Below are 14,167 nucleotides of genomic sequence, written 5' to 3' on the forward strand. Positions count from 1 at the left end.
GTGGACCGAAGGCCGCACCGGGTTCCCGCTCGTGGATGCCGGGATGCGGCAGCTGCGCCGCGAGGGCCGGATGCACAACCGGGTGCGTCTGCTCGTCGGAACGTTCCTGACCAAGCACCTCGGTATCGACTGGCGGCGCGGCGAGGACTGGTTCATGCGCATGCTCATCGACGGGGACCAGCCGAACAACAACGGCAATTGGCAGTGGGTCGCTTCGGTCGGCGTTGATCCGCAACCGGTTTTCCGCCGTGTGTACAACCCGACGCTGCATCTCGAGCGCTATGACCCGGAGGGTGTGTACGTGCGTGAATACGTTCCTGAGCTCAGGCGGGTGCCGCGCGGCCACCTCGCCGAACCGTGGACCATGCCGGCGGCGGTCCAGCGGGCGGCGGGCTGTGTGATAGGAACCGACTACCCGGAGCCGGTCGTCGACCTGGCCGCCGCGCGGTCCGCCGCGCGGTCCGCCGCGCTCGCCAGGTACGCGGCGGCCGCGGCAGAGGCCTGATGCGGGGAGCGTCACCGCCGGCGGCTGACGTGCCGCCGGCCGTTCGCGCCGCGCACGCCCAGATCGAGCGCCCCGGCGTCCAGCGCGTCCGCGAGGTCCTGAGTCATGGGCCTGATACCGAGCACGCCGAGGGCGAAGTCGCGCACCAGGCCGTGCCAATATCCCGGTCGTTCCAGCATGGCGTGCCGGGCGCCGCGCACCTGCCAGAAGCAGATCCGGTCCGCCACGCCAGCCGCCCGCCGCACATACGCGAGCGAGTCGGCCGGGCTGGTCATCGCATCGCGATCGCCGTGCGCGACCAGCACAGTGCGCCCGGCGAGCTGCGCCACCGGCTCCCGATTGGGCACCCACGGCGCGAGCGCGGCGACACCCCGCACCGCCGGATGGCCCGCCACCCGCAGCGCGGCCCGTCCGCCCATCGAATGGCCGACAAGTACCACCGGGACCGCGCCGAACCGCCGCTCGATCTCCTCAAGCGCCCAGCCCGCGTCCTCGACCGGGTCGGCGTGCGGCTCGTTCCAGCCCCGATAGCGGTCACGCAGCAGCGCCACGGACGTCCCCTGGCCGCGCGCCGCGCCGAGAATCGCCGGAGCGAACATCCGCATCCGCGCCAGCGGCAGGCTCCCGCGCGACACCGGCTCCCGGCTCTTCGCCCGGCCGCCGTGGATGAGCAGGACGACGCTCGTCGTCCGTGCGCCGGGCGCCATGATCCGCAGTCCTGGCCGCAGTTCAGCCGCGTCGTACCGCAGAGCCTTCTCCTCTTCTTCCGCATCCGCCGTGCCATGCCGCTCGCCAGTCTGCTTCGCCACGTAACCCGGTTCGTAGCCGGAGGCGGGCCGGTTTGGTTCCGGACCGGTCCGCCGCGACACACCAATCCGGTAGGGCCCATGCGCCGAACCAGTACCGAAGCTGCTACCCGAAAGGGGCGTGATCGATGACTCCGCCGACGGCGGATCGGGCCGGGGACGCCGGCGGGAGCGCGGCCAGCCGCGGCAAGGTGGCGGTCATCGGGTCCGGGGTTTCCGGGCTGACCGCCGCCTACCTGCTGCAACGACGTTACGACGTGGCCTTGTTCGAGGCGGATCCACGGCTCGGCGGCCACGCGCACACCCACGAACTCGCCGGGCACGGCGGCCGCTCGATCGCGGTGGACAGCGGGTTCATCGTGCACAACGGGCGGACCTACCCGCTGCTCACCAGACTGTTCGGCGAGCTGGGGGTCACCACTCAGGACACCGACATGTCGATGAGCGTGCGCTGCGAGGGCTGCGGCCTCGAATACGCCGGGGCGCGCGGCCTGCTCGGCCTGTTCGCCCGGCCGGACACCGCACTGCGGCCCGATTACCTGCGCATGCTCGGCGAGATCAAGCGGTTCCACCGACAGGCGCGCCGCCTGTTGCGCGAGCCGCCGGAGCGCGACGATCCGGACCTCACCCTCGGCGATTTCCTGCGCGGCGGCGGGTATTCGCGGTTCTTCGCCGACCACTTCATGGTGCCGCTCGTGTCCGCGGTCTGGTCGACCGGATCAATACTCGTAGAGCGGTATCCCGCGCGGTATCTGTTCCGCTTCCTCGACCATCACGGCATGCTCGCGGTGACCGGATCGCCGCGCTGGCGGACGGTGGTCGGCGGATCGCGCACGTATGTCGAGCGAGCTGTCAAAGGTCTGACGGCAGTACACGTGTCCACTCCGGTACGCGCGATCAGCCGCGGCGCGGAGGGTGTGCGGATCGTCGATGACGCCGGAGAAGAGCACACGGCCGACCGTGTCGTCATCGCCACGCACGCCGACCAGGCGCTGCGGCTGCTGGCCGACCCGACCGAAACCGAGCGTGCGGTGCTCGGCGCGATTCCGTACTCGTGCAACGAGACGCTGCTGCACACCGACGCCGCGCTGCTGCCGCGGGCCCGGGCCGCGCGCGGCTCGTGGAACTACCTGCTCGCCGGATGCGCGAAACGCCCGAACTACGGCCACAGCCATGGCACCGGCCAGGCCGCAGTCGTCAGTTACCACATGAACCGGCTGCACCGGTTGGAAGAGCCGACGAACTACCTGGTCACGATGAACGCGACGGAGCGCATCCGGCCGGAGCTGGTGCTGGCACGGATGATGTATGAGCACCCTGTCTACACGCCGGAATCCGTTGCCGCGCAAGCGCGGCTCCCGTTGCTCAACACCACGATGACGGCTTTCGCAGGGGCCTATCACGGTTGGGGATTCCACGAGGACGGCTGCGCTTCCGGTGTCGCGGCGGCAGAGGCGTTCGGGGTGACGTGGTGAGTACGCGGGGTGCTCCGTCGAGCGACAAGGCCCTGATGAAGGCCGGAAGGCGCGACGCCGCACTGTACGTCTGTCGGCTACGGCACGTGCGGACGGAGCCGATCCGCAACGACTTCACGTACCGCACATACCTGTGGTTGATCGACCTCGACCGGCCGCCCCGAACACCCGGACCGCTGCGCTACCTGGCCGGTTTCCGCGCCTCGGACCACCTCGGCGACCCGGCACTTTCGCTCCGTGAAAACGTGGACCGCTATCTGGCCGAACACGGGATCGACCTTCGCAGCGGCAGAGTGCTGATGCTCACGGCGGCGCGAGTCTTCGGCTACGTATTCAACCCGCTGACCGTCTACTGGTGCCACGGTCCGGACGGCGAACTGCGGTGCGTCATCGCCGAGGTTCACAATACCTACGGCGGCCTGCACTGCTACCTGCTCACCCCCGACGAACTCGGCCGGGCCAGCGCCGACAAGGAGTTCTACGTCTCGCCGTTCATTCCGATCCAGGGAACCTACCGGATGCTGCTGCCCGAGCCGGACGATCGGCTCGCGCTCTCCATCCGCCTCGACCTGCCGGGGCGCGCGCCGTTCGTCGCGAGCCTGCGCGGCGTCCGGCGACCCGCGACACCCTGGAACGTGCTACGCACCGCAATGCGGCTACCACTGGCCCCGCAGATCGTCAGCGTCCGGATCCGCGTGCAGGGCATCAAGCTCTACCTGCGCGGCCTGAAAGTCATTCCCCGCCCGACCGAGTCGCGTCCGGAGAGGCTTGCCCGATGAGCAACACAGCGCACGAACTCGCCGAGCTGTACACCTCCCTCACCGGCACCTCGCTGCCGATCCGGCTGCGAGCCTGGGACGGCAGCGAGACCGACGCCCCTTCCGCATCTCAATGCCCTGACGTAGCCGAGCCGACCGTCACCCTGCGCTGCCCGGCCGCGTTGCGCCGCCTCGCCTGGCACCCGAACGAGTTGGGCCTCGCCCAGGCCTACGTCACCGGCGACCTGGACCTGGACGGCGATCTGGGCGAGGCGCTGCGCCGATTCCGGCCCGAGATCGCGACCCCGGCCGGCGCACCGGCACGCAACGCGGCGACTCCCCGCCCCAGGCCGAGCGCGGCCGCGCTTATCAAGGCTCTGCCTACCGCGGCGCGGTTGGGCGCACTCGGCCCCCGCCCCGCGGCGCCGGCGACGCAGGCGAAGCTGCGCGGTCCGCTGCACACGCGATCGCGCGACCGCGCCGCGATCGCGCACCACTACGACCTGTCCAACGACTTCTACGGGCTCATCCTTGACGAGTCGATGGCTTACTCCTGCGCCTACTGGACTTCGAGCGACCCCGAATACACCCTGGAGGACGCGCAACGCGACAAGCTCGACCTGATCTGCCGCAAGCTGGAACTGAGCCGTGGGAAGCGGATGCTGGACATCGGCTGCGGCTGGGGCGCGCTGCTGCTGCACGCCGCCGAGCACTACGGCGTCCGCGTCCTCGGCGTCACGCTCTCCGCCGAGCAGGCCAAGTTCGTGAGCGCCCGCATCGAGAAGGCCGGTCTCGGCGACCGGGCGGAGGTCAAGCTCACGCATTACCGCGACGTGACGTCGCTGACCGGATTCGACGCGGTGTCCACGATCGAGATGGGCGAGCACGTCGGCGACCGCGAGTATCCGGCCTTCGCGAAGCGGCTGCACGACCTGCTGGTGCCCGGCGGACGGCTGCTCGTGCAGCAGATGTCGCGCGGCTCGGTCGCGCCCGGCGGCGGTGCCTTCATCGAGCGCTTCATCGCCCCGGACATGCACATGCGGCCGCTCGGTGAGACGGTGGCACTGCTGGAGCGCGGCGGCGTTGAGGTCGTCGGCGTGCAGGGCATGCGCGAGCACTACGTGCGCACGATTCGCGCCTGGACCGAGAAGTTCGAAGCCCGATGGGAGGAGGTCGTGAACATGGTCGGTCTGGAGACTGCGCGCGTGTGGCGGCTGTACCTCGTCGGCGGCGCGCTGGCCTTTGAGCAGGGCCGCATGGGCGTCGACCAGATCCTCGCCGTCAGGCCGGGCGCCGTCCTGCCGTCGGGAGCCTGATCCACCGTGTCGGGCACCGTGCTCTCCGCCTGGGGCTGGAACCTGCTGATCACCGCCGGATGCGCGCTCGCGTTCATGACCGCCGTCTTCGGCGTCGGACTCGCCCTAGGCAAGCATCGCGTCGTGGATGTCGCCTGGGGAGTGGCATTCACGATCGGCGCCGTGGTCTCGTGCGCGCTCTCCGCCGGACACGGCGATCTCGGCCGCCGCGTCATGGCTACCGCGCTGACCGCGGTCTGGGGGCTGCGCCTGGCCGGGCACATCGCGCGGCGAGGGCGCGGCGCGCCGGAGGATCCGCGCTACGAGAAGCTGCTGGCCAAGGCGCGCGCGAGTCGCACCTGGTACGCGTACACGCGGGTCTACCTCGGCCAGGCGGCGCTGGTCTGGTTCATCTCGATGCCGGTCCAGGCGGTTGAGTTCGGCGAACGGCCTCTCGGCGTCGCGGCGATCGTCGGCGCGATCCTGTGGGCGATCGGCCTCTTCTTCGAGGCAGTCGGCGACTGGCAGTTGCAGCGCTTCAAGGCGGACCCGGCGAACCGCGGCAAGTTGATGCGTACCGGGCTGTGGCGCTACACCAGGCATCCGAATTACTTCGGCGATGCGTGCGTGTGGTGGGGCCTGTTCATCCTCGGCGTGGATCAGTGGGCCGTTCTGTGCATGATCCTGTCCCCAGCCGTCATTACCTGGTTGCTCACTAAGGGCAGCGGTAAGCCGCTCACCGAACGGCACATGATCGCGACCCGGCCCGACTACGCCGAGTACGCCGCTCAGACGAGTGGTTTCATCCCTCTTCCGCCCCGCCGTCCGACCGTGCGTACCGCAGAGCGTTCGTGACGTACCGCGGCAAGGTCTCCCGCGGCTAACGCGCCAACATCGCTTGCGCGGCACGGCCACGGGCGCCGCCATGAGCGCCAGCCCCGGCCATCGCGGGCGCCTCCCGGTCGAGCTCGCGGGCCGACTGGACGAGCATCTGCCGCGCCTCGTGATCACCGAGCTCGGGGTACGCGTCGTACCACTCGTGCACCGGCCGCGGCCACGGCATCTCGCGCACGCACACCAGCGCGTCGACCTGCCCGCCGAGCTGCCGTAGCGCGCTGCGGGCGCCAACCGGCACCGCAAGCATCAACGCCTCGGCACCGCGATGCCTCAGGATCGTCGCCGCGACGGACGCGCCCGCTCCGGTCGCGACACCGGCGTCCACGAGCACAGCCGTGCGCCCCTCAAGCGGTTGCTGCGGTAGCTGCTCACGCAGCGCACGACGCAAGTCCTCGGTGCGGGCGCTCGCATACTGCGCGGTCTTGTCCAGCAACTCCGCATCGACCCCGAGCCGCGCTGCCAGCGGACGGTTCAAAACCGAGACGCTTTCCTCGCCCACGGCACCGAGCACACCGGGCGGACAACCCGGTACCGCCAGCTCGTGCACCAGCACGGCGTCCAGCGGAGCTCGGAGGACTGCGGCGAGGTTGACGGCCAGCGGCACCCCCCGCGGCGCGAGAGCGACCACGACCGGCCGCTCCGGCCGGAGTCTTCGGACCTGCTCGGCCAATCGGCGAGCGGCTTCCGCGGGGTTGTGGAAGGTCATTAGTCAGCCCACCGCCTTCCCGGTCGCACTCCGGATGCTTCATCCTCGCAGCCGTCTCCGATTCTAGGAAGAGCCTGGCGATCTAACGTCAGGTAGCACGCTCGTTCGATCTCCGTTAACGCCCGGCAGCGCCCGCCCGCTGTGTCGATTTCGGCGAGTTTGACCGCAGCCTGATGGGTACCCGGCGCCGCATGACATCGCTAACCAACCACCCCCGCAGCAAGGCGCTGCTGGCCATGGGTGCCGTCGGAGCTGGCGCCGCGTACGCGCGTAAGCGCGGCGAACGCCTGGTCGGCCGCAAGGACGTCTACTGCGTCGTGGTCAACCGGCCAGAGCCCTAAGGACGACCCCGCCGACGTCGCCCGCGGCGGCTACGAGGCGATGATGGTCGGCAAGGACCACGTCCTCGCCGGCTCGTTCAAGAACAAGGTCCAGGCTGCGGCCGGCCGGGTGATGTCGGATCCGGCGGAGGCGAAGATGCAAGGTGGCATCACCAAGCCGGGCAGCGGCGTCTGAGAACGCGGCGATTAAGAACGCGGTGACTGAGAACCAGTCAACCGCGGCTGACGAGCCCGACCGCACCGACCGGCATCCCGGTCGTAGCGACTGAGAACGGAGACGACGACGGGGCGTGCGACGGATCCGAACAGCATGGGACGAGCTCTGGGACCGCTTCAGCGCGTCCGATCCCGGCTTGTTGCGGCTGTCCAACGCGTGCACCGTCGTCGCCGCGATCCTGCTGACCCTTCTCGCCCTCAGCCTGCTGGGGATGCCGGTCACGCTCATGGTCGCCGGAGCGCTGGCCGCGATGGTCGCCTCCTTCGCGATCAGCGACCCGCGGCCCAGCGACCAGGCGGTCACGCTGGCCCTGGGGTTCTGCGTGGCCGCCGCGGTGATGGCCGTGGGCGCCGAGTTGTTCCACCACCGCAGCGCCTCTGACGTCCTGTTCGTCGCGCTGATCTTCACCGCCGTCTACATCCGCAGGTTCGGCCCGCGCGGCACCGGCCTCGGGCTGATGAGCTTTCAGCTGTACTTCGTCTCCCAGTTCACCCGCGCGGATCCGGCGACGCTTCCGCGCATGTGCACCGTGCTGGCCCTCGCCTTCGCCGCTGCCGCGACCGCGCGCTTCGGGCTCGTCCGGGCGACTCCGGAGCGGACGCTGGACCGGTTGCGCCGGGCCTTCCGCGCTCGGCTCGCCGCGACCGTCGAGGCAATGGCGGAGCTCGCCGGCCAGCGACCGGGACTGCCCGCCGCAGACGCCGCCGCGCGCCTCCTGCAACGTCGTACCGCACGACTCCATCAGTGCGCGTTGCTGATTCAGGCCCGGCTGGAATCCGGACTGCCGGACGCGCGTGCCGCCGCACTCGTCGAACGCCGCGTCGCTGAGGCTGAAATCGCCGCGGAACGAGTCGGCAGGCTGCTGCCACGTGCTGTGCAGCGCACACCGCCCGACGAGCCGAACCCGGCCGACTACGCACTACGTGCGTCGACCGGCAACAGCACCGCCATCGCTACCGCGCGCCTGCGCCTGCCCGATCCCCTGCTACTCGGCCTACGCGGTACCGCAGCGTCGGACGATCCGACGATGGAACGTCTCACGCACGAACTGCATCGGCTTCGTACTCTTGTCCTGCGGACGGTCCCCGGTACGCAACTCGCCGGATTCGAGCAGACCCGAGACCGGCTGCTCGGTTACCGCGACGGTGTGCATGTCCCGCAGGCCGATCCGGCCGTGCGCGATGTGTACCTCGCGTTAGGCGAACTCGCGCGGGCGGTCCTCGGACTGCGTATGGCCTTCGGTTTTGAGACCGACCCGCAGGACGACAGCCCGCACACCGCGCGCTCCCGCGAGGAGTTGGAGACCGAGGAGCTCAGCCTTAGCGCGGAGGAATCCGAGCCGGACGGCGGCGGCGAGGCCACCGGCCTTGACCGGATCTCCACCCGGCTGGCCTTCCAGGTCGCGGCCGGTTCCGCCCTCGCCATCCTCGGCGGCGAACTGCTCTCCGCGCAGCGCTGGTACTGGGCCGTGCTCACTTGCTGGGTGGTGTTCATCAACACCTCCTCCACCGGCGACATCCTGATCAAGGGCTACCGCAGGTTGGCCGGAACGGTGGCCGGGGTGCTCGCCGGGGGAGCGCTGGCCAGCCTGGTCAACGGCGATCCGCGCGTCGCATTCGGGCTCGCGATCGCCTGCGTCTTCGGCATGTTCTTCACCGCCGCGCTGTCGTACGCGCTGATGTCGTTCTTCGTGACGACGATGATCGGGCTGCTCTACACGTTGCTCGGCATCTTCAGCCCCGGCGTGCTCGTGCTGCGCATCGAGGAGACCGCGCTCGGCGCAGCCTGTGGATTCCTGGCGGCGGTGTTTGTCTTACCGGTGCGTGCGGGGCGGCACACCGACGAGCGCCTGGCCACGGTTCTAGACCGACTTCGCGAAGCGCTGTCCCTCGCCGCCGAGCAGCTGACCGGCGAGGCCAGGTCCGACGCCCTACATCGCCTCGACGTACTGCATGCGGCGCGCGAGATGGATTCGGCCTTGGACTCGCTTCACAAGTCGATGGAGCCACTGACGCATCCGGTGAACCCGCTGCGCATTAGGCGGCAACGCGCGCGGTACATCGTCCGTCTGCTGGATGGCTGTGCGTATCACGTGCGCAGCCTCGCGGCTATCGCAGAGAGCGCTTCTGACAACTCGACTGTTATCGCCGAACCGTCTATCACAGACGTCGTTCAGCGCCTCGACCATAACGCTGCAACGCTCGCCGACTACCTGCGTGACGCGAAGCTCCACTCCAGCACCCGAGCGCGCCAGCGTAAGGACGACGACAATCGCAGCGCCCTTCAAACCGAACCGAGCGTGTCAGAGCTGCTCAACTGCCTTCACTCGGGGAACGACGACCTGAACGGCGACCTGAACGGCGACCTTGACAGTGACCTCGGCGATGGCTCGGAGGACGTCTCGCCGCCGATCGCCGAGACCCTGACCACCATGCGGGTCCTGCGTCACCTGCAACGGGTCGACGAAACGCTGCTCGGCCTCGCCCGCCCGCTCGGCCTTTCCCCCGCCGCTGCGGATTCGGCCGCAGATCAGGTCAACCAGCGGGTCCCGTACCCAGCGTGACCGTGGCGCTTCGGCTCTGGCCGAACTGGTCGGTCCAGGTGACCGGCACCGACTGGCCCGGGCGATCGCGATCGACGAGCGTGACCAGCGTGGTCGGCGAGTCGACCGCGGTGCCGCCGAACGAGGTGATCAGGTCGCCGCTCGCCAGTCCCGCCGCCTGCGCCGGTTCGCCCGGCAGCACGCCGATCACCGCGGCGCCGCCGCCTGACTGCGCGTCGCCCACCTCGACGCCGAGCTGCGCGGTCGGGCCGATGTGCACCGTGGCCGAGGACGTCCCGGCAGCGATCTGCTTGCCGATCGCCAGCGCCCTGGCGATCGGGATCGCGAACCCGGCGGTGCTGCTGCCGCCGCGGAACTGGTAGGTGCTGCCGGCCGCCGTGGTGATCCCGATGACCTTGCCGGAGGTCGCCACCAGCGGGCCGCCGGAGTCGCCGGGCCGCACGTTCGCCTTCACCTGGATCAGGCCGGTCAGCTGCTCCGAACTGCCGGAAGCCTGGTCGCTCGCGGTGATCGACTGGTTGAGCGCGGTGATCGTGCCGGGGGCCGTGGTCAGCGAGCCGGTCCCGCCTGCGTTGCCGACCGACGCGACCTGTTGACCAACCGACAGCTGCGTAGAGGTATCGAGAGGTGCGGTAGCGAGGCCCTGCGCTGCCTGGAGTTGCAGCAACGCCACGTCGTGCGACCGGTCGTAGCCGGCGACCGTGGCGGTGTACGTGCGGCCGTTGCCGACGTCGGTGACTTGGACCGCGGTGGCGCCCTCGATGACATGGTTGTTCGTCAGAACTTCGCCGGTCGAGGTGAGTACGACGCCGGTGCCGGCCGCCTGCTCCTGCTGCTGCCCGAGGGTGCTGTTGACGAGCACCAGGTCCGGCGAGATCGAGCTGAAGGTCCCCGGTCCGGCACTGGTCGGGTTGCTGCCGCCCTGGTCAGGGCCGGTCGCCGGGGAGCCCTGTCGGTTGAGGAAGTACGCCGCGAACGCCGCGCAGATCACGATCAGCACTAAAGCCGAGCGTCCTCTCATCCAGAGGCCTCATTTCCGGTCGCGGCGGGCGGCGGCTGCGGCCGGGCACGGTCCGACAGCCCCCGGCGCGGCGCGAGCGTCGCCGGTCAGACCGCAGCGTTGGATGCCAGCGATTGCCCGCGATCGGCGTCCTGGAAACCGGCGTGGACGATCCGGAAGTAGCGCGCGGCGCTCACGATGTCGAACACGGTCCGCACGGTCTGCGACGGTGCGCGCAGCACGAGGTCAATGGCGTCCCGGTCGGTGCGATCGCGCAGATTCTGCACGATGGTGAGCCCGACCACGCCGAAAAAGGTGACTCCGGACAGATCGACGACTACGCGCAGCGGCGGCCCCTGCAGGGCGAGATCGGCGGCCGCGCTGAGCAGATCGGCGGTGGCGAGATCCACGTCGCCGTTCACGAAGACGGTGGTGATGTGCTGGTCGCGGGTGACTTCGACGTGCAGTCCGGGATGATCCGGCTGCACTCGGGTGTAGACCTGGGAAGACGAGACCACGGGCGGGTCCCTCCGTAGCGAGGGCGGCGGCGCTGCTCGGCGCCCCCATCTTCGACAGCTCTGGTCCGAACCCTCATCCAGTCTAGACCGCTTCGTCGCCGGCGGAGACCCGGACTGCGGCACAAGCCTGTAACAGGACGTCACGCCGCATCGTGCCGCATCCCATCACGCCCGCATCGTGCCGTATCCCGTGACATCCCATCCGGCCGCAGATAACGCTCTGTAACAGCCCTACCGAACCCCGATTCCACACCTACTGCCACCGGAAACCGGTGCAAATCAGGGCTACCCAACCCTTCCCCCGCCCTGTACTCTCCTGTCGCAACGGTGCGCAACACCGTCGTAACGCGGTCGTCAGAGGGTGAACGGCCGCGCATGACAATCCGTCCGATTCGAAGGACCTGTCTTCATGCGAGCGTTCACCCGAACTCTGCGTCCTGCCGTGCCCAGACTCACCATCGCCGCTGCGGCCACCGCAGCAGCCCTCGTATTCGGCACGCTGGCCGCGACCACCGCGCAGGCCGCCAGCGTCGCCACCGGCGACAGCCGGTCGGTCAGCCAGCCCGCCGTCCCCTCGGTCTGCCAGACCCTCACCGCGAACCTGGCCACCAGCAACGAGCAGTTCTCCAGCAGCAACGAGGCCAGCCCGCCGGACACCTCACGCATTCAGAACGCGCTGAATGCGTGTAAGGGAACGAATAAGGCGGTCGAGCTGACCAACAGCGGCGGCAACAACGCGTTCCTCTCCGCTCCGCTGACGGTCCCGAGCGGCGTCTACTTGGTGATCAACGCGGGCACCACGCTCTACGCCACGCGCGTCGCCTCCCAGTACCAGTCCAGCTCCTCGGACACCTGCGGCGCAATCTCCAGCAGCGACAACGGCTGCAACCCGTTCATCAAGGTCTCCGGCGCCAACTCAGGCATCGAAGGCATCCGCAACAGCAGCGGCTCGCAGGGCACGATCGACGGCCGCGGCGGCCAGAGCATCTGGGGCACCTCCACGACCTGGTGGCAGCTGGCCACCACCGCCGGCAACGAGAACGAGAAGCAGAACAACCCGCGGCTGATCGTCTTCTCGGGCGCCAACAACGCCACGCTCTACAACATCAACCTGGTCAACGCAGCGTTCTTCCACGTGACCTACAAGTCCGGCAACGGCTTCACCGCCTGGGGCGTGCGCATCAAGACCCCGGCCACCGCCCGCAACACCGATGGCATCGACCCGGACGCCTCCAGCAACGTCACCGTGGAGAACTCTTACATCCAAGACGGCGACGACGGCATCGCCATCAAGGGCGGCAGCGGCGCGACCAGCAACGTCACCATCGTCAACGACCACTTCTACGGCACGCACGGCATCTCGATCGGCAGCGAGACCAACGACGGCGTCACCAACATCCTGGTGAAGAACAACACCGTCCAGGGCACCGACAGCTCCGGTAATGTCAGCACCCTCAACAGCGGCCTGCGCATCAAGAGCTACCCGAGCAAGGGCGGCACGGTCTCCACGGTCACCTACATCAACACCTGCGAGAGCGGCATCGCGCACCTGATCGAGCTCAACCCGCGCTACTCCTCCTCCAGCAGCACCAGCAACATCCCCGAGTTCACGAACATCATCGTGGACGGCCTCAAGTCACAGAACTCTGCCTCGGGCGCCACCTCCATCATCGAGGGCTACAACTCCTCCCACATCACCGGCCTGACCCTGCAGTACGTCAGCCTCGACAGCTCCTCGTACACCGCGCAGTACGCCGCCGTCAGCACCTACAGCTCCAGCCTCAACCCGTCCTCGGGCACCGGCGTCACGCTCACCAAGCTCTCCTCCCCGGTGACCAGCGGCAGCGTCCCGTCCTGCTCCTTCCCGAGCTTCCCGAGCCTGTAGGCCAGAACCTAACCCACTACCTGCTACCCACATAGCAAAGCCTGGGGCCTTGTCGCTCTCCGCACGGAGAGCGACAAGGCCCCAGGCTCAGTTCCCTACTTCGATATGAGTTTGTCGCCGACACGTACGAATCCGATAAGCTCCCGGGTCTTTGAGATTTTCTTCGCGGCGCGCTCTCGCGCCTCATCGTCTTGTCTGCTCTCGGGCAGTATCGAGGCGGGCTCGAGTACCACGCCGAGGCAGCCGTGTCCTAAGTTGCTTGATCGCCCGACCGGCGAGAACTGCGCCGAGGCCGAGTCCTCGCCAACCGTCCTCCAGTCGCGCACGGCAGAGAACGAGCATGTCGGATTCAAAGCCCACCATCTGGTCACGCAGGTCATCGCGGATCTCTCCGCTCTGCGGGTCGAGGATCATCTGCGCGATGTGGCCAAGATCGGCACCGTAGCCGTCCATGACTCCGAACATGTCTCGCGTCTCTAACGGCTCAATACGGTAGAAGACGAACGAGCCGACGTGACGCATTACGCGATCTGTTTCGAAGTCCCGCACGTCCGCCGAGACATGCCAAAAAGACGGCCCGTCGGAAGCAACTCGATTCGTCCAATGTTACTTTGCATATCTCGGTCAGCGCAGTCGTTCCGTGGGAGTGAATCGCGCCGGTCCCGCCCAGCGTTATTGCATTGCTCCGTGGGTTCCGTCTCACGATTTGGCCGGGTGCCTTCTGGTTGTCCCCCAGCAGCTTCGATGCCTCGACGCGTTCAGCCCAGCAGATCCGTGTGCCGCAGCTCTGGGGCTTGCAACAGAACTGTGCGCGCCCCTGCCCCGTCGTCGATCAGTACTGTCGCGGCCGTGCTGGCTTCGGCGGCGACGACCGCGTGCGCGACGACCATGATCTCGCCCAGGTCTTTCGACTGCTTGAGCCGGGGCGCCATAGGTTGGCGTGTAATCCGGTGCGTCAAGCGCTTCGTCTGGGGCGTCGAGGTCCACGTCCATGTCGGGCAAGTCGCTGGCGTCGGCCCACACTACCGGCCGGACGGCGGGCGCGACGCCCGTGGCTTTCAGAGGGCAATAAGTGAGTCTTATGCCGTTTTAGCGTCATCAGATTGTGCGGAGTTGCGGGTATTCGGCAGATCGGCGGGCTTGGAGGTGCTGGGCTTGGCCGGTGGCTGAGCGCAAACCGTACAAGACCGACCTGACCGAT

15 protein-coding genes are annotated in these 14,167 nt (G+C 68.6%); 10 read left to right on the forward strand and 5 right to left on the reverse strand.

What is annotated here, in order from left to right; all coding sequences use genetic code 11:
- Nucleotides 1-505, forward strand: a 505-nt coding sequence (locus VFB40_RS11405; RefSeq protein ID WP_324849750.1) for an FAD-binding domain-containing protein, incomplete at its 5' end; no start/stop codon positions are given.
- An 11-nt stretch (nt 506-516) separates the two neighbouring features.
- On the opposite strand, the gene VFB40_RS11410 is transcribed toward VFB40_RS11405, so the two are convergent.
- A complete protein-coding gene (locus tag VFB40_RS11410) occupies nt 517-1,314 on the reverse strand; it encodes an alpha/beta hydrolase (RefSeq protein WP_324849752.1) in 798 nt (265 codons plus the stop codon).
- A gap of 125 nt (nt 1,315-1,439) precedes the next feature.
- On the opposite strand from VFB40_RS11410, the gene VFB40_RS11415 reads away from it, so the two are divergent.
- The 4 genes from VFB40_RS11415 to VFB40_RS11430 all read left to right on the forward strand — a co-directional run bounded on the left by VFB40_RS11415 (nt 1,440) and on the right by VFB40_RS11430 (nt 5,694).
- On the forward strand, nt 1,440-2,786 hold the full coding sequence (locus VFB40_RS11415; protein WP_324849754.1) for an NAD(P)/FAD-dependent oxidoreductase: 1,347 nt from the start codon (nt 1,440-1,442) through the stop codon (nt 2,784-2,786).
- 86 nt (nt 2,787-2,872) lie between these two features.
- Nucleotides 2,873-3,565, forward strand: a complete 693-nt coding sequence (locus VFB40_RS11420) for a DUF1365 domain-containing protein (RefSeq protein WP_414642079.1) — start codon at nt 2,873-2,875, stop codon at nt 3,563-3,565.
- On the forward strand, nt 3,562-4,860 hold the full coding sequence (locus VFB40_RS11425) for a class I SAM-dependent methyltransferase (RefSeq protein WP_324849756.1): 1,299 nt from the start codon (nt 3,562-3,564) through the stop codon (nt 4,858-4,860). Before VFB40_RS11420 ends, VFB40_RS11425 begins: the two co-directional genes overlap by 4 nt.
- A gap of 6 nt (nt 4,861-4,866) precedes the next feature.
- Entirely contained in the window at nt 4,867-5,694 is an 828-nt protein-coding gene (locus tag VFB40_RS11430; protein ID WP_324849758.1) for a DUF1295 domain-containing protein, read from the forward strand.
- 25 nt (nt 5,695-5,719) lie between these two features.
- Here the strand turns inward: VFB40_RS11430 and VFB40_RS11435 are convergent, their stop codons facing one another.
- The gene (locus tag VFB40_RS11435; protein WP_324849760.1) at nt 5,720-6,289 is read right to left on the reverse strand and encodes a hypothetical protein; all 570 of its coding nucleotides are present in this window, start codon (nt 6,287-6,289) and stop codon (nt 5,720-5,722) included.
- 344 nt (nt 6,290-6,633) lie between these two features.
- On the opposite strand from VFB40_RS11435, the gene VFB40_RS11440 reads away from it, so the two are divergent.
- From VFB40_RS11440 to VFB40_RS11450, 3 genes are all read left to right on the forward strand, one after another.
- Nucleotides 6,634-6,783 carry a hypothetical protein gene (locus VFB40_RS11440; protein WP_324849762.1) on the forward strand — a complete coding sequence of 50 codons (150 nt, stop codon included), beginning with the start codon at nt 6,634-6,636 and terminating at the stop codon, nt 6,781-6,783.
- Nucleotides 6,784-6,826: 43 nt separating this feature from the next.
- Complete coding sequence (locus tag VFB40_RS11445) at nt 6,827-6,958, forward strand: hypothetical protein (protein WP_324849764.1); 132 nt, start codon at nt 6,827-6,829, stop codon at nt 6,956-6,958.
- A 115-nt stretch (nt 6,959-7,073) separates the two neighbouring features.
- Nucleotides 7,074-9,563: an FUSC family protein gene (locus VFB40_RS11450; RefSeq protein WP_324849766.1), complete on the forward strand. Its 2,490-nt coding sequence runs from the start codon at nt 7,074-7,076 to the stop codon at nt 9,561-9,563.
- Here the strand turns inward: VFB40_RS11450 and VFB40_RS11455 are convergent.
- Nucleotides 9,535-10,584 (reverse strand): S1C family serine protease, encoded by a 1,050-nt coding sequence (locus VFB40_RS11455; RefSeq protein ID WP_324849768.1) that lies wholly within the window; start codon nt 10,582-10,584, stop codon nt 9,535-9,537. The genes VFB40_RS11450 and VFB40_RS11455 overlap by 29 nt on opposite strands.
- A gap of 86 nt (nt 10,585-10,670) precedes the next feature.
- The gene (locus tag VFB40_RS11460) at nt 10,671-11,081 is read right to left on the reverse strand and encodes an STAS domain-containing protein (protein WP_324849770.1); all 411 of its coding nucleotides are present in this window, start codon (nt 11,079-11,081) and stop codon (nt 10,671-10,673) included.
- A 442-nt stretch (nt 11,082-11,523) separates the two neighbouring features.
- On the opposite strand from VFB40_RS11460, the gene VFB40_RS11465 reads away from it, so the two are divergent.
- Nucleotides 11,524-12,966: a glycoside hydrolase family 28 protein gene (locus tag VFB40_RS11465; RefSeq protein ID WP_324849771.1), complete on the forward strand. Its 1,443-nt coding sequence runs from the start codon at nt 11,524-11,526 to the stop codon at nt 12,964-12,966.
- A 255-nt stretch (nt 12,967-13,221) separates the two neighbouring features.
- Nucleotides 13,222-13,446, forward strand: coding sequence for a hypothetical protein (locus tag VFB40_RS11470; RefSeq protein WP_324849773.1), 225 nt, complete (start codon nt 13,222-13,224; stop codon nt 13,444-13,446).
- A 278-nt stretch (nt 13,447-13,724) separates the two neighbouring features.
- On the opposite strand, the gene VFB40_RS11475 is transcribed toward VFB40_RS11470, so the two are convergent.
- A complete protein-coding gene (locus VFB40_RS11475; RefSeq protein ID WP_324849775.1) occupies nt 13,725-13,898 on the reverse strand; it encodes a hypothetical protein in 174 nt (57 codons plus the stop codon).
- Between the last annotated feature and the right edge of the window lie 269 nt (nt 13,899-14,167).

The sequence above is a fragment of the Actinocrinis sp. genome (assembly GCF_035650855.1).
Lineage (GTDB): Bacteria > Actinomycetota > Actinomycetes > Streptomycetales > Catenulisporaceae > Actinocrinis.